This is a genomic window from Variovorax sp. CCNWLW225, from assembly GCF_037204045.1.
GTDB lineage: Bacteria > Pseudomonadota > Gammaproteobacteria > Burkholderiales > Burkholderiaceae_C > Variovorax.
In genome coordinates, this window is record NZ_JBBCBV010000016.1 from 1 (window position 1) to 19,285 (window position 19,285).

Annotated in this window: 22 protein-coding genes and 1 pseudogene; 14 read left to right on the plus strand and 9 right to left on the minus strand. The window is 59.0% G+C overall.

All coding sequences use genetic code 11. From position 1 onward, the window contains the following. Window positions 1-242 precede the first annotated feature (242 nt). The 12 genes from V9L20_RS21335 to V9L20_RS21390 all read left to right on the plus strand — a co-directional run bounded on the left by V9L20_RS21335 (window position 243) and on the right by V9L20_RS21390 (window position 7,717). Window positions 243-614 (plus strand): VOC family protein, encoded by a 372-nt coding sequence (locus V9L20_RS21335; RefSeq protein ID WP_337298133.1) that lies wholly within the window; start codon window positions 243-245, stop codon window positions 612-614. 119 nt (window positions 615-733) lie between these two features. Then, window positions 734-943 carry a DUF4287 domain-containing protein gene (locus V9L20_RS21340; protein WP_206176075.1) on the plus strand — a complete coding sequence of 70 codons (210 nt, stop codon included), beginning with the start codon at window positions 734-736 and terminating at the stop codon, window positions 941-943. A 114-nt stretch (window positions 944-1,057) separates the two neighbouring features. Continuing rightward, the gene (locus tag V9L20_RS21345) at window positions 1,058-1,609 is read left to right on the plus strand and encodes an adenylate kinase (RefSeq protein WP_337298134.1); all 552 of its coding nucleotides are present in this window, start codon (window positions 1,058-1,060) and stop codon (window positions 1,607-1,609) included. 176 nt (window positions 1,610-1,785) lie between these two features. Then, window positions 1,786-2,256 carry a hypothetical protein gene (locus tag V9L20_RS21350; RefSeq protein ID WP_337298135.1) on the plus strand — a complete coding sequence of 157 codons (471 nt, stop codon included), beginning with the start codon at window positions 1,786-1,788 and terminating at the stop codon, window positions 2,254-2,256. A gap of 225 nt (window positions 2,257-2,481) precedes the next feature. Continuing rightward, window positions 2,482-2,892: a hypothetical protein gene (locus V9L20_RS21355; protein ID WP_337298136.1), complete on the plus strand. Its 411-nt coding sequence runs from the start codon at window positions 2,482-2,484 to the stop codon at window positions 2,890-2,892. A gap of 491 nt (window positions 2,893-3,383) precedes the next feature. Continuing rightward, complete coding sequence (locus tag V9L20_RS21360; protein ID WP_337298137.1) at window positions 3,384-4,034, plus strand: hypothetical protein; 651 nt, start codon at window positions 3,384-3,386, stop codon at window positions 4,032-4,034. Window positions 4,035-4,154: 120 nt separating this feature from the next. Next, a complete protein-coding gene (locus tag V9L20_RS21365; protein ID WP_337298138.1) occupies window positions 4,155-4,565 on the plus strand; it encodes a hypothetical protein in 411 nt (136 codons plus the stop codon). 64 nt (window positions 4,566-4,629) lie between these two features. Further along, window positions 4,630-5,298 (plus strand): hypothetical protein, encoded by a 669-nt coding sequence (locus V9L20_RS21370; RefSeq protein WP_337298139.1) that lies wholly within the window; start codon window positions 4,630-4,632, stop codon window positions 5,296-5,298. Between the two features lie 170 nt (window positions 5,299-5,468). After that, entirely contained in the window at window positions 5,469-5,972 is a 504-nt protein-coding gene (locus V9L20_RS21375) for a tetratricopeptide repeat protein (protein WP_337298140.1), read from the plus strand. A gap of 113 nt (window positions 5,973-6,085) precedes the next feature. Then, on the plus strand, window positions 6,086-6,373 hold the full coding sequence (locus tag V9L20_RS21380; RefSeq protein WP_337298141.1) for a hypothetical protein: 288 nt from the start codon (window positions 6,086-6,088) through the stop codon (window positions 6,371-6,373). Between the two features lie 167 nt (window positions 6,374-6,540). Then, entirely contained in the window at window positions 6,541-7,089 is a 549-nt protein-coding gene (locus V9L20_RS21385) for an AAA family ATPase (RefSeq protein ID WP_337298142.1), read from the plus strand. Between the two features lie 196 nt (window positions 7,090-7,285). Continuing rightward, on the plus strand, window positions 7,286-7,717 hold the full coding sequence (locus V9L20_RS21390; protein ID WP_337298143.1) for a hypothetical protein: 432 nt from the start codon (window positions 7,286-7,288) through the stop codon (window positions 7,715-7,717). A gap of 184 nt (window positions 7,718-7,901) precedes the next feature. Here the strand turns inward: V9L20_RS21390 and V9L20_RS21395 are convergent, their stop codons facing one another. The 9 genes from V9L20_RS21395 to V9L20_RS21435 form a co-directional block, all read right to left on the minus strand. Next, on the minus strand, window positions 7,902-8,510 hold the full coding sequence (locus V9L20_RS21395) for an isochorismatase family protein (protein WP_337298144.1): 609 nt from the start codon (window positions 8,508-8,510) through the stop codon (window positions 7,902-7,904). A 461-nt stretch (window positions 8,511-8,971) separates the two neighbouring features. Continuing rightward, the gene (locus V9L20_RS21400; protein WP_337298145.1) at window positions 8,972-9,298 is read right to left on the minus strand and encodes a hypothetical protein; all 327 of its coding nucleotides are present in this window, start codon (window positions 9,296-9,298) and stop codon (window positions 8,972-8,974) included. Window positions 9,299-9,442: 144 nt separating this feature from the next. Further along, window positions 9,443-10,051: a DUF6630 family protein gene (locus V9L20_RS21405; RefSeq protein WP_337298146.1), complete on the minus strand. Its 609-nt coding sequence runs from the start codon at window positions 10,049-10,051 to the stop codon at window positions 9,443-9,445. Window positions 10,052-10,232: 181 nt separating this feature from the next. Next, a complete protein-coding gene (locus V9L20_RS21410; protein WP_337298147.1) occupies window positions 10,233-10,724 on the minus strand; it encodes a YegJ family protein in 492 nt (163 codons plus the stop codon). Between the two features lie 123 nt (window positions 10,725-10,847). Further along, the gene (locus tag V9L20_RS21415) at window positions 10,848-11,285 is read right to left on the minus strand and encodes a hypothetical protein (protein WP_337298148.1); all 438 of its coding nucleotides are present in this window, start codon (window positions 11,283-11,285) and stop codon (window positions 10,848-10,850) included. 195 nt (window positions 11,286-11,480) lie between these two features. Continuing rightward, complete coding sequence (locus tag V9L20_RS21420; protein WP_337298149.1) at window positions 11,481-12,683, minus strand: MFS transporter; 1,203 nt, start codon at window positions 12,681-12,683, stop codon at window positions 11,481-11,483. 357 nt (window positions 12,684-13,040) lie between these two features. Then, the gene (locus V9L20_RS21425) at window positions 13,041-14,246 is read right to left on the minus strand and encodes an alpha/beta hydrolase family protein (RefSeq protein ID WP_337298150.1); all 1,206 of its coding nucleotides are present in this window, start codon (window positions 14,244-14,246) and stop codon (window positions 13,041-13,043) included. Window positions 14,247-14,473: 227 nt separating this feature from the next. Further along, complete coding sequence (locus tag V9L20_RS21430) at window positions 14,474-14,869, minus strand: hypothetical protein (RefSeq protein ID WP_337298151.1); 396 nt, start codon at window positions 14,867-14,869, stop codon at window positions 14,474-14,476. Window positions 14,870-15,265: 396 nt separating this feature from the next. Further along, entirely contained in the window at window positions 15,266-15,562 is a 297-nt protein-coding gene (locus tag V9L20_RS21435; protein WP_337298152.1) for a hypothetical protein, read from the minus strand. A 521-nt stretch (window positions 15,563-16,083) separates the two neighbouring features. Here V9L20_RS21435 and V9L20_RS21440 point away from each other — a divergent pair. Then, window positions 16,084-16,341 (plus strand): annotated as a pseudogene (locus tag V9L20_RS21440) (helix-turn-helix domain-containing protein); the annotation flags it as partial. 712 nt (window positions 16,342-17,053) lie between these two features. Continuing rightward, window positions 17,054-18,625 carry a methionine--tRNA ligase gene (metG, locus tag V9L20_RS21445; RefSeq protein WP_337298153.1) on the plus strand — a complete coding sequence of 524 codons (1,572 nt, stop codon included), beginning with the start codon at window positions 17,054-17,056 and terminating at the stop codon, window positions 18,623-18,625. Window positions 18,626-19,285: the final 660 nt, after the last annotated feature.

Sequence of the window (19,285 nt, forward strand, 5' to 3'; positions counted from 1 at the left end):
GTTCAACCCTTCCCGCGGGCCCGGGCGCGTCTTGCACGCGGGGGGATCATAAAACATGCTGGTGCGGCGCGGACTTCCTTCTATGCAAGCCCACCCTGCTCGGGTTGAGCGGCTTCTATGAAATCTGCCGTTCCATGGCTCTCTTGCATGCTGCTGCGCGCATTTTCTTTGTGTCGAACCCTGAGGTTACAGTCGGCAAAAGAGCCGACGCTTAGCATCCAATCCACATAAAAAAGGCACGCATGGATTCGCCACTGGGAACCGTCATCATCTACGCCAGAGACATGCAAAAGGCTGCTGCTTTCTATGCCCGGCATTTCGGCTTCCTTACAGATGGCGAGGTCATCGAGGGCCTGATCGAGCTGAAGCATCCGGGCGGCGGCGCTGGCATGCTCATCCATCAAGCAGCGAAGTCCATGAAGCTTGGCCAAGTAGGGGTGAAGCTGAGCTTTCATGTGAAAGACGTGGCAGCCTTTGCCGCGCAAGCCAAGCTTCGAGGTCTCGTATTCGGTACAGTGCACGAAGCCAATGGGTATGCGTTCGCGAATGCGAAAGACCTCGACAAGAACTCCATCAGCATCTCGAGCCGAGCGCATCGCGCTATCGCGGGTTGAGGGCAACTGACGGCCAAGAGCGGAAGTACGATTCAAACGTCGAACGCCTGGCCTGCCATTCTTCAATGCTATTGGCCGGCCTTGCCCCACCAGACCCTCAGCTCACTAACGGAAAGTCAATGACCGAAACGACCAAAGTCAAAGGCCCCGCCTCGTACTTTCCTTCAATTGAAAAGACCTATGCGAAGCCAATCGCCCACTGGATGAATGTTCTTCAGGATGCAGGCCCTCTCAAACACATGGAACTCGTGAACCGGCTCAAGACGGAGCATCAGATCGGTCACGGACACGCTAACGCGCTGGTGGCAGCATTCCTAGCGAAGAAATAAAAAAAGTCAGCCGCTCGAACGTTCACGTGCAGCCAGGTCAGAGTTCGGCCAAGACCGGACCGTCGCACCTGCGTCCAATAGCGGCCCATAGCAGTTCTCTCTATACAAACTCTGATGAAGACAGTCGTTGTCGGGAACAGCGGTAGCGGCAAGACATGGCTGGCGACGAAACTTGCAATGGCGACGTCGCTGCCCGTCGTGCACTTGGACGAGCTCTTCTGGCAGCCCGGCGGCTTCGACCAGAAGAGGCAGCCGACGGAAACCGCCTCGCTCATCAAATCCGCCCGTCGCGGCGCCGGCTGGGTTGTCGAAGGCGTGTTCGGAGACCTGGCAGCGGAGTTCCTGGTTGACGCCGACGTGCTCGTCTGGCTCGACCTAGACTGGGCCATTTGCGAAGCCCGATTGCTCGCTAGAGGGTCGGAAAGCAAGGCACATATGGCGCGAACTCAATCGGAAGCAGGCCTCGCGAAGCTACTTGATTGGGCCGCAAACTACCGATGTCGAGAGGACACCCGCTCTTTCTCTGGCCATCTCGCGCTCTTCAATGCGTTTGACAGGGACAAAGTTCACATAAGGGACGAAAGTGAAGTCGACGCACTGCTTGAGGCGGCTCGAAGGGATGGCTTGGTCGAAGCGATACGAACCTTGCGGGGCGCCGGCTGGTGAACGCGACCGGCTACAGTCGGCCAATTCCAGTCCTGCAATGCTGTGGCACGATTCGGTCCCAAAGCCGACATCCAGCTTCGGCCAACGAGGAGAAGCGATGTTGGTCCTCCTGCACCCTCGAGGTGCGCCGATGGCAACGGACGAGCGCGAAGACGCGGCGCTGGTAGGCCGATCACATGTCTGAGGCGGCGCCCAAGCCGGACTACGAGCCCGCGAAAATATTCAACGACCTGCAGAAGGACCTGGGCGCGCGTATCAGCACGTTCATCAATCACCTGCTGGTGCTCGATGCTGGCATCCTGAGCATAACGATCAGCGCGTTCCTGGGCATACAGCCGCCCCGATTCGCGGTCGATGCCCTCGTTTCGCTGCGGACAGGCTGGTGGCTTCTGACAATCGCTCTGATCTGTGCCCTGACCGCCGCGTTCTGTGTTCTGCTCGCGCAGACCCTCGTTCAGGACGCGCTCCGCAACTGGTACCGGGAGAAGTTCAAGGAGCCGGCGACGACGGCGGAATTGAAGGTGTTCGCGGGGCCGCCGTGGTTCCGCTGGCTGATTCGGCTGCTGGTCACCGTCGCGTTCCTCGGCACCGTAGCCGGTATCGCGTTCATCAGCGCCGCCGCAAGCCAGATGCTGCGCATTCCCTGACGGACGCCGGCGATTGGCGCCTATGAACCACACGACACCGACCATGACGACATACCCGTTTGCGCCACGCCTGAATCCCGATGGAACGGCAAGGCCAGAAAACGATGAGGAACTTCGCGAGCGGGTGATTGCCTGTCTCGAGCAACTCGACCCGAGGGATCGCGTCGCGCGCGCGGAGCGCCACATCTGGATGGGGAAACATCACGTTCGCGTCGACGGCCCCTATTGGGAGCGATCAGAAACATCGGGGGTAATGAAGAAGCCCGCGGCAGCTACGTCCACGGCAATTTCATCGCGACGTTGGTCCTAGCCCTGGCCTACGTCGAGCACGTCATCAATGACGCGCTGCCGCCGTTACCGCCCAATAAGAAGACTCCGACGATGGCCGCCGCTATCAAGCAGGCGCGCGTGGCCGGGCTGTTTCCCGACGACCTGTTGGACGGGGCCGCCGTGCTGAGCGACTTCCGCAATCCGTTTGTGCATCGCCGCGATCAGGACGACCCGGACACAATTGGCCAACGCATTTGGAGTCGTAAATCTCATCCGAGGACGATCCTGGAACAGGACGCGCGCGACGCGCTGCAGGTCATGTACGGATTCTTCCGATACTCGTTCGACCCGCCGCTACAAACATGACCCGAGAATCCCACGCCGTCGTCCGCATCTGCAAGGCGAGCGCGTATCGGCAGGCTCGGGCTTCGATCGCGGTATGCGGCCAGAAGCGGAAGTTCGCTGAAGGTGCGTGGAGCACTTGTAATCGGTCATTCTTGGAAGCTGCCAAATGAAGTTTCGGATTGAGTACATCTTTGACCGGCGAAGACCTGTGTACTTGTTTGCGCGAAAGCTCGACCAGGGCGAGTTTTCTCTTTCAGAAACACCCTGCCTCGGTGGAGTCCCAATCAAGCGTTCACTCTCTCAACCGCGTGCAATCGCGCCCAATGGGACACCGGACTTGGCGGTTTTCACTTTCGTCCTAGCAACCGCCAACGACTTGTCGAAACTGTCCGTCGGGCAGGAAGTGGAGTTGGATTAGAGTGTGCCGGCTTGTCGGCCAACAGCGGACATCGATCGGTGCAGCAGAATCCGGCGAGCCTCCACCATTCCAAACCTTGCGGTGACTATCCGGCGTGAACGAACAGCATCCTTTCGAGCTTGGCGCGGTCTACAGGACCGAATGGAGCAACGACCCCATTCGCATCATCGCATTCGATGCCACCGTCGTGTTCTATGACGTATGGCGGTCGGACATTGGCGATTGGGAGTTGGCAGCTCGCAAAGGCAATATCTCCTACTACCGCATTTTTGCCCCGTTCTTGTTTGCGTCTGCCGCATACGTTCGCACAGACGAGTACTCTGACGCCGAAAGGAAGCGGCATCGACCGGATCTACCGATGTCCTTCGCAGTAGTGAGAAGCGTGGAGTGGACGCCGACCCCGCCGAGTGCTGCCAGCGATATCAGTGCCATTGCGCGTGCTTCGGCCGAAGACAGTGTCAGCGTGCGCGGCCTGCTACATATACCTGCGGTGTACCTGGAACCGTTCGGACCGAAAGGCAGTTCCAAACCCGGCACCCTTATTACCGCTCAGGACGGCAGCGCGTTTACAGGGGGCGAGTTGCTTTGGCGAGCATGGCAGCTGCAAGCGCCGCATCTTCGAGAACTCGGCAGAGTTCAAGGCGTCGGCCTTCACAGGTCCGGAACTAGGAGAGGAATCCCGTCCTACTACATCTGGGGCTCTGACAGCAGGCTCGCGGTTTGGAAGCCGGTTGATCTTCATTGATTCGGAATGGTGCCCGGCGTTGGCACTTGCACGCTATTCCCGCCGCTTCAGGCCTAGCGCCGCGTTGCGCTGTGGCAGGATGCGGCAAGAACCATTCACTCCGATCCGGGGGGACGCACCATGAACGAAGAAGACGAGCTTGATGAAGGATTCGAATGGTTCCACGAGTTTGCAAAGCTGCCCATCGAGGAACTTATGCAGCAAGCGACTGACTCCAACCGGACGATTTTCAGAAAGTTCGTGATCGCGAACCTGCCAGGTCACGTGCTGCCGGAAGACCAGCCACCTTCTGAGTTTGCCGCGACGGTCCTTGAACTCAGGGCCAACGAGCGCGGATGGAATCGAGCCCTCGGTAGAGCGCTCATAGACGCGGACGACACACGATCCCAAGGAAACTTGCAAGCGGCGATTTCGAACTTGCGATCCTTTGCTAGCTCTTGCCCTTGGAAGGCTTTTCGGGATGTGGCGCACATCCAGGCAGACAATCTCGAACACGCCGGAAATTCCGGTGGCCTACCGCCCGCACCGTGATGCAAGGGCGTAGGTCCAAATGCGGCCAGAACCGGACTTTCGCTCGATCCTCTAATCCCCCTATATGACCCGTGACAACAGCAGCCGTAGCGGATTTACGGCAGTGAGTTGGAAAGACCATAGCTCGGTCGATATCGGCTATCAAGTTGCTCGCATCGGACGCGAGGAAAAGGGCGCTCTTCTTCGAATCTGCTTCAGTGGGGAGTACGGCATCGGCGCAGATGGGAACCGCGATGCGACCTACATGGACGCAATGGTCCGTGCAGCCTGTGACGTCATACGTCCCGATGGTGTCATTCTGGATTTCTCGGCAATGAGCTACCAGTGGGGAGACTTGCTTGGCAAAGTCTTACGCGTGCCAGAACGATGGGAGGTCCTAAAGGAACCGCCGTTCGCAATTGTCGATGGCCCAGGTTGCAGGGACGCACTACGGTCCCTCTTGACTGAAGACCTCGGATGGGATGGAGACTCGCTGGACTGGGTTTTTCAGGCCGTTGAGCATGCGCGCGATCTCGTCGAGTTGCGAATCGCGAAGAACACGGCAACGCTCCAAAAGCAACTTGACGAAGGCCGCCGTGAGAAGGCGTTGGCGTTTTGGAACCTGCTGGGTGATGAGCTCGGTCCTGACACGTGTCGCAGTAACGGCTGCACGCGGCTACGCATCAAGGACAGTGTGCTTTGTCGAGTCCATCACTTTGAGAAGATTCAACACACCAGTTGCCCATTCACTTGAACGTCGCGAGGGCGTGCTGCCCCGTTTGGCCAATGACTAGTGGGGTGCGGCATAGTCGGCGTCGGGCCTGTTCACGACGGCGACGCGACCGGCTACAGTCGGCCAGAAGCAGCCGGTCGCGTCACCGGCACAATCCGGCTAAAAGGCGTCGTTCACAGCGGAGAGATTGCATGGTGTTTGGATGGTTCAGGAAGGACAAGAAGCCCACGCCGGCCCGAGCGGATGAAGCCGCCTCGCAGGCCGCTGCCGGACTGGAGCTCACTGACGAGATCCATGGCGAGATCAAGCGCCTGTGCGCGGTGGGCGATCAGCAGGCAAAGCGCGCTGAGTTCGGCCTCGCCCTGACGTCTTACTGGGAAGCGTTTGACCTGGTGCCAGAACCCAAGACGGACCGGGACGCGAGCACATGGATCCTGGCCGCGATCGGCGAAGCCAACTTTCTCGGTCACGACTTCACCGCAGGGCGAGACAACCTCTCGTTTGCGATGCGGTGTCCGGATGCGATTGGAAACCCGTTTCTGCACCTTCGACTTGGGCAGTGTCAGTTCGAACTCGATGCACTGGATAGAGCTGCCGATGAACTGACGCGCGCATACATGGGCGGTGGACTAGAACTGTTCTCAGCCGAGGAGCCGAAGTACTTGGCATTCTTGAAGACCAGAATCACGATCTAGCGCTACAAACCTCGAAAACTCACCTCGACGACATTCGGCCAAAAGCGGCCGCTCGCCGCGACCCTACGCCTAGGCATCGAACATCAATCAACGTGACAGCACGTCAGCCAGCAATGAAATTCGTCCTCGCCAGTTCAGAGCTTCGAGCAGTATTCGATGCGGCGCATCGGTACGTGGCCGGTGAATCTTCGGTTCATGAGCTGAACGGTGTTGTCAGTTATGCACGCACTTTAGCTTCGGCCGCCGGTGCCGACTCAGCTGTGTTGTCGGTCCTAGATGATTGGAGTTGCATGATCAATCGGCGTTGGAATGAATGGGGGCTGGAGTCCTCCCCGATCACCGAGGAAGCCTTTCAGGCTTGGCTGAGACAGCAGCTCGTGGGTGTCGGCCCTCCGAGCTAGCCGTCCATTCCAGCGGACCGCCTTCGCTGCGGTAAGACAAGCGTAGGGCGTCAGCTTTGGCGCGAAGTGAATTTCTGATTCGGGCCCAGAGCTCCGGGGCTGCGACCGGCTACAGTCGGCCAGAACCCGACTTTCGAGTGGCTGGCTTTCTAACCATTTTCAGCAGCATGAAACTTGTTTTTGTCCATGGCCCCGTCGCTTCTGGAAAGCTGACCATTGCGAAGGAGCTCGGGCGCATGACCGGCTACGCCGTCTTCCACAACCACTTGGTGGTTGATGCCGTGGCAGCGGTGTTCCCTTTCGGAACCGAGCAGTTTGTGAGGCTGCGCGAAAAAATGTGGCTCGACATGTTGCGCGAGGCGGCAATGGCTAAGCGCTCTCTCATCTTCACGTTTGCGCCAGAGCCGACGGTCGTCGAAGGCTTCGACAGGCGGGTGGTGGAGAGCGTGAGGGCCGCCGGTGGCAGTACCCATTTTGTTCAACTGACCGTTCCTGCAGCCGTACAAGAGGAACGTCTTACGGCACCGAGCCGGGCTGCTTTTGGAAAGCTTCAGTCGGTGGACCTTCTGCGTGAATTGCGCACGCAGTTTGAAGCGTCCGAGCGGTTGATGCCGAAAGCGGAAGTAGTCATTGATACCTCCGCTCTCGGCCCTGCGGAGGCCGCGCGCGCGATTGCCGAAACATTGGGTTTGCCACTCCTGCCAACTCCTCACTAGTCGCGGCTATTTGGGACAATGAGGCGTCGGCTCAGCGGGAGGTCACACCGAGCGTCCGCTCCCCGGCAGGCTGAAGGTCAGCAGTGGGCCCACATCGGTCTTTCCGTCTGCTCCATAGCTGACCTTGAGTTGCTCACGCGGGCCGCTGATCGCCGCTCGTTAACATCGTCAGATGCACATTCAGCAGCAAACGTTGATGACGATCACCGACTGCCTCAACCAGGGCGGTCGGAATTATTCTGTTTTCCTGCAGACCTATCGAATTCCTCACAGCGGTGAGGCATCGTCGAGCCGGCTTGTTTGCGATGCGCTGGGCAAGCCCAGCGTTGTGCTCGGCGAGTTTCAACAAGTAACGGCGGCGGACGTCATTTCCGAGGTGCGCGGCTCGCTCACCTATGCGGGCGACAGCGGTGCGGGCCCAGTGCCGGCCGCGTTGCAAGCATCTGTCTTTCACGAGGCGATGGCCGCATTGACCTCGCAGATCAATGCCACGGCCCAAGACTCGATCATGATCGAGCGGTTCACATTGCCCGAATGGCATCCCGCCTATCCCGTGTTTTGGGATTTCGCATTTCTCTTCACTTCTCCCACCGAGGCCATCGCGCTCATCGGGTCCAGTTCAGATTGACCGAAGTACAGTGATTGCAGCTTCAGGGCTCTATTCACCAGTATCGGACGTACGACCTTTTCCGCGCCTGCGCGCGACGGCCCGCCCTTTGACCAAAGCACCGACAGCCAGGAAGAACAAGAGGCAGACAACTCGGTCCTAATGCCGCGAGTCCCACGCGCAGTAGTTGCAACTGGCCCGCTCTCTAGCGGAAGTTCTCGAACACCACTTCTGCGACCGAAGGAACTATAAGGATCTCGTCGCCTAGCGACCATTCGGCGGCGCGCGCGGCAAGGGCGGCCGGGACCGGCGGCGATCCGCCCGGGCCCGATGGCACGTCATAGGTTGCGTGGCCATCACGCGGAAGAATGACGCCGTACCCGCGCTGCATGGCGGAACGCGCAGTTGCGGCAACGCACATTTCGGAGAGCACGCCGCATATCGCGATGTTTTGAATTCCTTTGGCCTTCAGCAACGTGTGAAGTTCGGTGCCCATGAATCCGTCGTCCTCGCTTTTGCGGACGACCTGATCCCCCTCTTGGGGCACAAAGTACAGCTGCCAGCCTGCGGTATCTGGCTCGTCGACAGCGCCGGGCGGGCCATCGTTCTGCAGGAATATCACCGATGCATTTGCCACTCTTGCACGCGCGAGAAGCGACTCCAGTGCAGGCAGTAGCGCGGTGCTGCCGGGCACAGCTTCGGGGCCTTTGACAAAGCCGAACTGCACATCGACCACGAGCACGGCCTGCGCCGCAACTGCGCACCTGGAGTCACTTTTGGTGGCGAACTCGGCTTCCGTCTGGCCGCTTTTCATGGGGATAAACTCGATTTTCCTTGGCGAGGTCTTGGTTGTGAGTGCAGCACGAAAGACCGCTTCTGGCCGACTGTAGCCGGCGGCTCAGCCTTCGCGAAGGTCCCGAAGCGGAAGTTCGAATCAAGAGAAAGCAGACGTTTGGACGCAGTGTCTCAAGGCGTGTCCATAGCTGCTCAAACCGCCTGAAGCGTGGCCTCCCAGCGGCTCGTCGCTGAATCATAGGTAACCCTTCCATCACGTCGCATTGCTTGTAATCGCTCATGAACGGCGATGTCAGCACTTTCACTGGGCGATGTACCTGCCCTGCGTCGAGCGAGAAGGATTGCGTTTTCGCGGATGGCACGCACTGCAAGGACTTCACCAAGCCGAGATGGGCGCTCGGCGAGCGCCTGAAGGATAGATTCATCGAGGGAGGAAAAGTCTGTCTTCATAGTTCGTGGCTGCTTCTGGCCGAAACCAAGCTACGACACCGTCTCGCTGATGACGAGGAAGCCCGCTTGCTCCAGTTCGCGCGATAGCTCCGCTCTCGCATGCTCGGCGACCACGCCCAATTCAAAGGGCCGACCACCGGCTATCGATGCGGACAGATCGACCAGGCTCATTTCGCTCGCGCGTGAAGATGCCGCTCGTAGAGCCTTCAGGGAAAACGGAGTGACGTGCCCATGCAGCCACTGCACGCTTACGCGGTTGACGGGCGAAGACGGCAGGCCTTCTATGGTCGGCGAATAAGTACCGGACTCTTCCCAGCCACAGAGCACACAGCAGATCGAGAACAGGCCACCGTGCATCGAGCGTTCAACCCGAGGCGACGAGCAAGCAGGGCAAGAAGCTGGGTCAGACATCGTAGATATGACTGCAAATGGAACTCGCGGATGAGTGTTGGCTTCTGGCCGAGAGATGTCCTGCCGGGCTCGCACAGCTAGCGAGACGGATCACGAGTTGAGTCTCGCGAACTCGGTGGTGTCGAACACGCGCAGCCCGGCGGCCATGGCAGCCTTATGCGCAGGTCCCGCGTCTTCTCGCTTGACCATGAGCGCGTAGTAAGCGTCGTGGCCAAGGTCAAGATGTACTAGCTCGTATCCGAGCGCCGAGGCCCAGCTTGCAACCGCACAAAGACCAGCAGGCACTGTTCTGGTCTCCAGTGGAGTTGTCCAGGTCCAGCGCTCAGGAACGCCGAAGCTCGATGCAACCTCAGTGACCTGCCACTCGAGCTCTTCGTGGGCCTTCCAATCAACTTGGATGACGAGCCACCGACCGTGCTTCTGACCCTCTTCGCCAAGGACCCCGTCCTCGAACGCTTCCGCTGCGTCACCGCACGAGTCAAAGCTGGTTGCCACGGCGTCAGAGAGGCGCCGACTCTCAGGTGAATGCAGGTGAGCAGTCACCAAGTGCATGAAACGCTGCAACGCATCCTTGGTCTCAGCATGCGTTGGCTGAGCTTCGGCGACGTCCGACACTTCGCTGGGACCGAGGTTTTCGGATGCTTGTTGATGCTGCGGCTCCGCCATAGGACGGAATAGATCGGTGAGACGCTTGAACATAGCTTCCTTGATTGCTTAAGGAGTGGCCGACTGTAGCCTGTTGCGGTCATCGGAGCTCGGCCCCGGAGCCGTCATAGGCAGGTCGAAATCAGCGCTCGTAAGCAAACGCTCAACGTTCGACTTGCCCGCCGCGCAGCGGCATAGCGGTGCAAGCCGCTGCGTGTATGCGTCGAACGACCTATTAAGGCTCGCAGGTAAAGCCATAATTCTTGCGGTAGTACTCGACCTGCTCTTTCGGAGCGCGCTTGAAAAGAGCACAAACGGTAAAGCTGCCAATTTGCTTCCCGCCGCGCACATAGCCCCAATCAGTGATGTCGCCGCGCTGAAACGTAATCCGTTGCCCTCCGCGCACATTCTTCACAAGCTTCGGTTCATTGGCGAGAATTCCCTCAAACCCGCTGTTCAGCGGACGGAACGGCTGGACCCAGAAGTGCTCCGAGTTCTCTCCATCGCTAATCCGAACCTTCAGCTTGTAGTCTGAGGCGCCGCTAGGTTGCGCACGCCACAGTACGAGGAAGTCGTCAAGTGTCGCTCGAGCTTTTGCGATGGCCGTGGCCATCTCCGGATCTTCATTGGGAACCCGAACGATCTCATTGTGGTCGCGCGTCTGCGCATTCGCAGCAGCGACGAAGATCAAAAGGCCAACGGCGGCGACGTATGCGCGATGGTTCATGTGAGTCCTAACGTTTGTTCCAGTTGGACTGTATCGTTGGAGGCGCCGCGAATGTCCGCTTCCGATCGAATTTTGAGACGGGCTTGACCGTCCGGTGCTGGCCGGCCACTCCGAGCTTGCCATCTAGAAGTAGCGCAGGCCGTCTTCGATGAATTTAGGTCTGCACATAACCTGCTGTTCGTCATTCAACTGGTTCCATGACGGTTCGAACCAGCCCAAGCCTTCGCTGGTGGTCAAGATCAAGGCGGAGAATCTATCTTGTATCCATTGACGTTTGTCTTCCAGCTCAGGCGGGAAATCGGCAAAAGAGTACTTATCTGACAACGGGTTCAATCGCCGAACCTCAATCAACTGCCCTGCAAGGAAAAACTGGTACTCCGGATACTCGTCACGTATCAACGCTTCCATGCGGAAAATGCAGGCATCTTGCTCGGCAGCCAACACCCGCGTTCCAGGGCGGGCGGCCAACCTTTCGAGTCGCTGCCGCGTCAAGTTGTCACTACATGCCGACAACCGCTGCGTTTCAGCCGCGACTTGTTCGCTAACGTTATTGGGAAGCATGGGTGTTGACTGATTTTCGATGCTAATCGGAAGGTCCGGTGTTGGCCGACTGTAGCCTCACGACCAGTCGGCGCAAAGGGGTTCGTTGCGAACATCGCCGTTGCCCCGAAGCAGTCATTTGGAAGAACTGTGCAGCATGTTCTTGACCAAGACGGCGGAGACAGCTTTTCGGCGGCTTCGTGCTCTTTGGCGACATCACGTCTGACCTCCCCCATCGGTCTTTTCCGCTTGGGCGATGAACGCAGCAGCCGCAAGCGACAGCAATGAAGTTGTCAGCATTGCGCCGAGTACTGCAACGCGCGCGTTCGACGCATCAATCACCAGTCCCGAGACAAAGGCAACAATGCCGGCACCGATCACAGTCAAAGCCGCCGCCAATCCTGACGCAGTCCCCGCAAGACCTGGGTGAAGTGAAAGAACTCGCGCATTTGCCGCGGGCATCGTCAATCCATTGCCCAGGCCGATGCTCACGCACGGACCGAAAAACGCAAGCGGGTGAGTCACCCCGGCAAACACCAAACCGAGTCCAATCAGAAGGCCCCCGCAAGTGAGGATACGGCCTGCAAAAATAAACTCGCTAGAGGATCGGCGGGAACCGGCCTGTCCAACAACGTAGCTCCCGATGATGAAGCCAGCGGGGACCAGTCCCATGTAAAAGCCAAGCGCCATGCCAGAAGTGTCGCCGCGTTGCGCTGCGACCAATGGTGCCCCCCCGAGGAAGACATACAGCGTTCCCGAGGCGAGGGACATGCAAAGAGCATGTGCGCAAAATCGCCTCGAGCGCAGTAGTTCGCCATACCCCCTGAACTGCAGCACGACGGATTTCGATGGGTGACGGTTCGTCTCTGGCAGATGAAACGCCACCAGGTACAGGCCGGCGATACCGAGGAGTGCGAACGCGATGAAGTTTGCGCGCCAGCCGAAGCGCGAATCGAGCATTCCCCCAAGGACCGGCCCAATCATCGGAGCCACGGCCCAAGCAGAAGAAACATAGCCGATCCGGCTGGCCACTGCACGCTCGTCTGAGGTGTCGCGAATGGAAGCCAGGGAGACCGCATATCCCGCGATCACAACGCCCTGGAGTAAACGACACAACAGGAACATGCGAATGTCGACCGCCAAGCTGCAGCCGATGGAGGCCGCCACAAAAATGACCATTGCAATCAAGGCCAAAGGCTTCCGTCCAAACCTGTCCGAGAGGGCGCCCGCAATCAGATGTGTGAGCGCGGTGGCCACGGCGTACCCGGCGATGGCGACGTTGACCACAGCAAATTCCACGTCGAAGTCCCTGGCGATGCTCGGCAATGAGGGCACGAACATGTTGACCGGCAGGACCGCGAGTGCAGAAAGAGCAATCAAGACCGAAAGAGACGGGGCTTCCTGGGCTTGCGAGTGCATTGCTGTTGAACTCCTTGGCGCGGGGCTCTCGATCTCCTCAGAGAGCCGGGATGACCTGATCACGGAAGACGGTGCGGTTGCACGGCCTCGATCTGCTCGCGTTGGGTCAACAGGAGTCAACGTGTCGCCAGTCCTCGTGAAGCCTGGAGACGTGATGAGCAGGCGGAACGCTGCTCAGTGAGCGGGTGAGCTCGAATGAGTGAATTGTGCCCCACTGGCGAAGGGCCGCTCTTGGCCGCACCTGTCACATCTTCGAGGGCGCCGGCGGGCCCGAAGCAGCCCTTGCAAGCGGCGCAGAACTGACTTTAAGCGCGCCAAGCCGCTGCGCCGAGATGCTCCGGCTCACATTTCGAGAAGTCACGAGCCGACAGCTAAGGTGCGGAGGAAAAAATCGGCAATCCGAGAATTGAGCTGTGGGACGAGCAGTCCCCGATCAAAATTTGCAGGGTCACTTAAGAGGTGGTGCGCCACGCTGCCGAGTTCGAGCGGTGGCGTCGGTGCGAGCATCGCACCATGGCCAGCTTCCGGCAGTCGCATCACAACTTCGCAACGAGGCTCACATGCCGCAAGGACAGCTTCCGCGTGGAAGCGGGGGATCTGGTTGATGTCTCGTTCGGCAATGACAAGCCCCAACGATGTCACAGGCTGCATTAAGGACGCTGGATCGAAGTCCGCAGCGAACGGAACCATCGCGACCACCGATTTGATGCGCGGGTCGAATCCAGCTTGAACCGTATCGTCGGAGAAACGTGCGGCGATGACAAATTTGGCCAGCCAAAGCTTTGGGCCATCCAGCCAGTTGCCCTTCAGCAGGGTGAAAAAGCCGACGCAGGAAGAGAAGTCTTCTCTGATGTGCGCTTCGCAGTGGTCCCTGAAGCGCCGCTTGGACCACTTTCCGCCAGCCATAGTCAGGGCCGCATGCCCGCCAGCAGACCCTCCAAACAAGCCTACTGACTCAAAGCCGAGAGTAGCCCCAAGTTGCCGGCTACCGGCTACGACATCGATCGCTCGAGATACTTCGCTCGGCCGCTTGATCCAGCTCTCAGGCCCTGGTTCCGAGGGATCGAGGTAGTTGTCGCCTGCGTGCTGAGGCAGGGCCACAGTGAATCCCCGCTCCACCAGCACGCGCGCCAGGTCCACATGCACCCAAGGGCTTCCGCCAGATCCATGAGAAATCACAACGAGGTGCCCGTTGCCCTTCAACACGCGTCCGTTAGCGGCCCACGAGAACCTGAACGGGCCCTGCACGGCAGGCAACTCCGGGTCGGAGGACGGATAAAAGACGGTGACCAGTCCCCCGCCGGGCTGCGGCAACCGCATGAAGCCCAGGGTGGGCGGTCCCGCATGCCCGAGTTGCCCGTGTACCAGCAACCACAGGCAGATAGCCAACGGTGTTGAACGTCGAATCAGCGCTTGCCAGCCTGACGCGCGATCAAGAATCAATGCCTTCGCCAAGGTCACTTTGCCAAGAATCATCATAAAAGGGCTGGAGATGCAAAAAAAGGCGCAGCGGAATCGTCGGCCGAGATTGAGCTGTCTGATCGCCTTGTGGCGGACGATCATATGAACAAAGGTTCAGGATCTGAAGGAATCGGCATCGGCATCGGCATCGGCATCGGCTTCAGCGCCTCCGCGCAGCCTTGGCCAGATTCTGTCCGGGCTCCCGCATTGACCTGATGTTGCGCATGTCGGATTGGGAGGTCATCGGGAAGGTCGGCTTCTGGCCGCATCCTGCCACATGCGGTACATCGTCGGCGACGCATCGCAAGGTGGAAGAGCCAGCGCTCGGCTCAGTGCTGAAGTATCGCGACCCGCTCCAGTTCTCCCGTCGAATTGAAGTACACGTGCAGGCCATCGAAGTCGATGCGGAGACCGCTACACATGCCAAGCACGTAGTGGACTTCGTCCGGCTTCTCAAAATCAGGTTGCCCGAGGATGCGAAGAACCTCTTCGCGCTTGAGCCCAGGTCGAAGCACTTGCTCCTTGACGTGCTTCGCCATGCCGCCTCGATAGCAGTGGGAAACGGATTCATTCGTCTGTTTCGTGGACCAAGCGGTCGAATCGAAGCGCGAGGTGGCGAAGACACCGCCATGAAAGAGCCAGTAAAGCCACCCTCCATAGGCAACGAAAAGCACAACCGCCCCGAGTACAAGCCACTTGATTGCGCGAAGAACAGAATTCCTCATTGGCATGGCCTCTTCCGGGCAGGGCAGTCTTGTTTCATGGGAGCAGCATGCCACAGGCTCCCACCCATCCGTCACCAAACACGCCGTGAAGGTCTGCTAGCGGGCGAATTGAGCCTCCACCGGGAACGACGGCTTGTGGCCGACTGTAGCCGGTCGCGTTGCCGTCGCGAAACGGCCCAAGCCGAAGTTCAGTTTCGCCCAAAGCAGTCCTCCGTCATCGCCAATAGCGAGCGTACTTTCGTGTATTGCGACAAGGGCTCACCCCGCTGATGTTTGTGCTGCGGGAAGTCGCCGGGGCCGTTGTAGGTCATGCTGCACCCGAGCGAAGTCAGCGCATTCGCAAGACGCCAGAAAGAGTGGTGGTTCCGTAGGAACAGCAATGCTCGTCTTTGGTCTCTATGTGCGGAAGGCGCCGCCTCGCCAAGCGAGAAAGAAGACGAACGCGATGATGACAGTCAACATGCCGATGGCCCCTGCAACTTCCATCTGGGCCACAAGCCGCCCTCTTTGATCCCTTGCAAAGCCGTGCCAAGGAAAAGTCAGCGTCTTATCGTCATCGGTTTGAACCCTGATCTGTCCGAGTGTGAACACGCCGAAGACCACGAGACCAAGGATGTGGCAAATCGCCTCTCCGAAAAATAAGAGAAGGATGCCCCCCACGATCGAGAGCAAGAACTCTGGGGTTGTCAGCATACGGGTGTGTTGCGGTACTGGCTGATGGTTGCGGGGAAATTCTGACCTGATTTGGGACCAGTGCGCATGCGTTTTCTGCACCTGCCCTCAGAGTCGGCTACTGGCCGACAACTGTCGCGGTGAGACCTAGACAAGCCACGCCGGGCCAGTACCAAGGGGCTGAAAGTCCTCGAGTGGTACGTAGGACACTGAACGCACAAGCAGCTTCTTCTTGAGTTGATAACGTTGCGCGAACTGGGCTGCACCTGCGCCACTCCTGCGCTCCATTCGAAAGACTAGCGCTGGCGTGGTGCCCTCTTTGCTCTTGAGCAATGCGTCGTAGACGAGCGCGTACTCAATCGCGTCGCTGAGCCCAGAAGAGAGCTCCCGCTCGCATGCAGCGAGCGCATCCTCTTGGGTCGGCAGGTCGTAACGCTGTTGATTGCCACCGAAAATTGACCCGGCTAACGCACTAATTTCCGTCTAAGACTGACCCACGTAAAACTCTACCCTGCTCATTTTTAAGGCAGGGGATCCTAGGAGTGATAGACGTGGCGACATTGAGTGTCATCAGACGCTGGGCCCTGCGCGAGCAGATGTCCATTCGCGAGATAGCCAGGCGTACAGGCCTGTCTCGCAACACCGTAAAGAAGTACCTGCGAGCGGGCGAAGAAGCGCCGCGCTACGCCAAGCGGGCGAGCTCAAGCAAGCTCGATCCCTATGCCGACAAGCTCGCGACCTGGCTCGCAATCGAGGCCACCAAATCGCGGAAACAGCGGCGCAATCTGCGGCAGATCCACACAGTTTTCTCGTCTTAGTGCCTTATTTGACCCGGATGCGGGTGCCGCAAGAACTGCCTTGAACGACGGCCTTGCTGCGGGCGAGACGTTTGCAAAGGGACCTTGTTCTTTTCTGAGCGGTGATTACCCTCGCGCGCGGCGTCGGAAAATTTCCTCGATCGTGTCAGACCGTTTATGACCTGATCGACCGTCGCCGCTTGGGTATCAACATTATGTGAGTGACCGCGGCCAGCTTGCCACGCGACCACGCGAGGACATCGAAGCGAGTTGCCCGTTTGCGGTATGGACGAGAAGCGCGCGGTATGTCATCTGGCAACGGAATCCGCATTCATGAAGCTCTCAGCCTGAGCATTGTGATACGGATTGCCCGGTGAACCCATCGAGCCTCGAAGTCCGGCCTCCAATCCCGGGTCAGAGATCGGTGGAATTCAACGGGCCTTGCTCGCAGAAGTTTTTGCCCGCCAGCTCGTCCCTCGCCAAGACAATCTACGGTCACTTTTCCATTCGCATTGCGATCAATCAACGCATCGGCTAGCATCCCATCATGGTCAACAAAGCCTCAGCAACCTCTGTGTCGATGAAGATGTCGCGCTCCCCACCGGAAGCGGACATTTGCTGCGCGTGACCTGATCACTACCAACGCCAAAGCCGCTTCCACCTGGGGCGGCTTTTCTCATTGGGAAACCGCCTCGCCACCTTTGAGGAGTTTCACATGTCCACTGAGAATATCGCCCCGGGCGCGGGCGCCTGCCGCTACGTCACCACCGCGATTCCATATGTCAACGGTGCCCCACACATCGGGTTCGCGCTCGAAGCTGTGCAGGCAGACGCGCTTGCACGCCTGTATCGTCAGCAAGGTTTCCAGGTCCGACTTCAAGCCGGCACCGATGAAAATAGCATCAAGAATGTTCGTGCGGCAGATGCCGCCGGCATCCACGTCACGGATCTGGTGGCTCGGAACGCAGGTCGTTTCGCAGAGCTTGGAACGACGCTCAATCTAACCTACGACGATTTCATCCGCACCAGCGCCGACCCGCGGCATCGGCCGGCCGTTGAAGCCTTGTGGAAGAAATGCTTTGAGCGGGGCGACATTTACAAGCGGGTGTACTCAGGCCTCTACTGCACCGGTTGCGAACAGTTCTACAAGGATGCTGATCTTGTGGGCGGCCTTTGTCCCGAGCACGGCACGCGACCGGATTGGATCGAAGAGGAAAACTGGTTCTTTAGCCTTTCGCGTTATGAAAGCCAACTGCGCAAAGCTTACGCACACGGCGAGATCGACATCGTCCCCGCATCCCGCCTCAATGAAGTGCTTTCGTGGCTTGACGGAGGCCTTGAGGATTTCAGCATATCGCGTGGTGCCACTCGCGCCCGTGGCTGGGGCATCCCGGTACCGGGAGACCCTAGCCAAGTGATCTACGTGTGGTTCGATGCCCTTGTGAACTACATTTCTGCCCTTGGCTTTGGAACTCAGGGAGACACATCTTCTCAATGGTGGGATCTCGCCATTTCACGCGAGCACGTTGTCGGCAAGGGCATCACTCGCTTTCACGCGATCTACTGGCCGGCGATGTTGCTGTCTGCGAGGTTGCCCTTGCCCACAAGGATCCTCGTCCATGGCTACGTTACCGCCGAGGGACGCAAGATTGGCAAATCAACGGGCAATGCTGTTGATCCAACACCATTGGCACAAGCGTTCGGATCGGATGCCCTGCGCTACTTTCTCCTGCGCCATATTCGAGCGACAAGTGACGGTGACTTCTCGCATGCAAGATTCCAGCAAGCCTACGAGTCCGAACTGGCAGGCCAATTGGGCAACCTAGTACACCGAGTTTTGAGCATGGTCGCTCAGTATCTCGCGGGCATTGGGCCGTGGCCTTCGGTCGCCCATAGTAAGAGCGACTGGTTGCTCCAGAATGCCAAGCAGCTGCCGCCATCTGTACAGGCCCATTCAGAGGCCTTTGCCTTCGATCGCGCGCTCGATCAGGTCTGGGGTTTCGTGGCGGACTGCAACCGATACGTTGCCGAGCGCGCGCCCTGGGTCTTGGCCAAAGGCTCTCGATCGGCCGACCCCGCAGCCGCCACCAAGAACACAGCGGAACTTGCCGAAGTTCTCTCCTGCCTGATGTTCGCGTTGTGGACGATCGCGAGGTGCCTCGTGCCCTTGCTGCCGGATACGAGTTCGAAGATCTTCAAGAAGCTTGGAATCGTTGACGCGGATAGCGTCGTCCAGTCGGGGCACCTTCACGTCGAGGCCGGTTTGCCGATCTTCCCGAGAAGGTAGCTCGATACCCGGAAAGGCGCAGACTGGCGCTTGTGGACTCTGCGGAACCTCCCGTCCGCCGCGGGTTCTCAACTTTGCTGCGATCACGCAAAGGGCAATGATGTGGCGGTTGTAGGAGACAGGATGCCGGTACACATTGGGTTATTTAGGTACCAGATCAGTTCGCCTGGTTTGATCGACGCTTTACCCCTCCGCTGGCATCTCACTCGCTGTCGGACAAAACTGTGATCGTCCGTGGCATGCACTCTGCTGTGTTTAAGGCAGTCGTGTCATCGATCGGCCGCCGCCTCGTTTCAGCTGAAGCAGGCGCATTCAACCCTGCATAACTCCAAAGGAGGCGACATGAAGCGCACATACATTTTCGCCATGAACCTGTGGCGCGTTCGCCCAACAGCAGCGCTCGAGACCCGTGGTGTCGAAATCGGCGCCGTGACTAGGGCGAGGCGGCCGATGCCATTGAGACGCGACCAACGAAGATGCTTCGGGAAGCTCGCACGTTCGAAGACCCGGTCGAGTTTGCCGCGCCGGAGGAGCGCGATGGCGTCGTGGACGACTACGCGACCGTGGGCCTGAGCCTTGCCGCCATCCGGTGGCCCTGGTTCGCCCTCAACTCGCGAAGTGGCGCATCAGGACCGCAGAGCAACTGCGGCGCTCGGCCAA

Bases quoted from the DNA above. Each gene is read 5' to 3' on its own strand.
- V9L20_RS21370 (WP_337298139.1), top strand. From the start codon at position 4,630: ATGACCCGTGACAACAGCAGCCGTAGCGGATTTACGGCAGTGAGTTGG.
- V9L20_RS21350 (WP_337298135.1), top strand. From the start codon at position 1,786: ATGTCTGAGGCGGCGCCCAAGCCGGACTACGAGCCCGCGAAAATATTC.
- V9L20_RS21400 (WP_337298145.1), bottom strand. From the start codon at position 9,298: ATGCACGGTGGCCTGTTCTCGATCTGCTGTGTGCTCTGTGGCTGGGAA.
- V9L20_RS21420 (WP_337298149.1), bottom strand. From the start codon at position 12,683: ATGCACTCGCAAGCCCAGGAAGCCCCGTCTCTTTCGGTCTTGATTGCT.
- metG (WP_337298153.1), top strand. From the start codon at position 17,054: ATGTCCACTGAGAATATCGCCCCGGGCGCGGGCGCCTGCCGCTACGTC.
- V9L20_RS21385 (WP_337298142.1), top strand. From the start codon at position 6,541: ATGAAACTTGTTTTTGTCCATGGCCCCGTCGCTTCTGGAAAGCTGACC.
- V9L20_RS21375 (WP_337298140.1), top strand. From the start codon at position 5,469: ATGGTGTTTGGATGGTTCAGGAAGGACAAGAAGCCCACGCCGGCCCGA.
- V9L20_RS21390 (WP_337298143.1), top strand. From the start codon at position 7,286: ATGACGATCACCGACTGCCTCAACCAGGGCGGTCGGAATTATTCTGTT.
- V9L20_RS21425 (WP_337298150.1), bottom strand. From the start codon at position 14,246: ATGATCGTCCGCCACAAGGCGATCAGACAGCTCAATCTCGGCCGACGA.
- V9L20_RS21415 (WP_337298148.1), bottom strand. From the start codon at position 11,285: ATGCTTCCCAATAACGTTAGCGAACAAGTCGCGGCTGAAACGCAGCGG.
- V9L20_RS21335 (WP_337298133.1), top strand. From the start codon at position 243: ATGGATTCGCCACTGGGAACCGTCATCATCTACGCCAGAGACATGCAA.
- V9L20_RS21340 (WP_206176075.1), top strand. From the start codon at position 734: ATGACCGAAACGACCAAAGTCAAAGGCCCCGCCTCGTACTTTCCTTCA.
- V9L20_RS21410 (WP_337298147.1), bottom strand. From the start codon at position 10,724: ATGAACCATCGCGCATACGTCGCCGCCGTTGGCCTTTTGATCTTCGTC.
- V9L20_RS21380 (WP_337298141.1), top strand. From the start codon at position 6,086: ATGAAATTCGTCCTCGCCAGTTCAGAGCTTCGAGCAGTATTCGATGCG.
- V9L20_RS21395 (WP_337298144.1), bottom strand. From the start codon at position 8,510: ATGAAAAGCGGCCAGACGGAAGCCGAGTTCGCCACCAAAAGTGACTCC.
- V9L20_RS21365 (WP_337298138.1), top strand. From the start codon at position 4,155: ATGAACGAAGAAGACGAGCTTGATGAAGGATTCGAATGGTTCCACGAG.
- V9L20_RS21345 (WP_337298134.1), top strand. From the start codon at position 1,058: ATGAAGACAGTCGTTGTCGGGAACAGCGGTAGCGGCAAGACATGGCTG.
- V9L20_RS21435 (WP_337298152.1), bottom strand. From the start codon at position 15,562: ATGCTGACAACCCCAGAGTTCTTGCTCTCGATCGTGGGGGGCATCCTT.
- V9L20_RS21405 (WP_337298146.1), bottom strand. From the start codon at position 10,051: ATGTTCAAGCGTCTCACCGATCTATTCCGTCCTATGGCGGAGCCGCAG.
- V9L20_RS21430 (WP_337298151.1), bottom strand. From the start codon at position 14,869: ATGAGGAATTCTGTTCTTCGCGCAATCAAGTGGCTTGTACTCGGGGCG.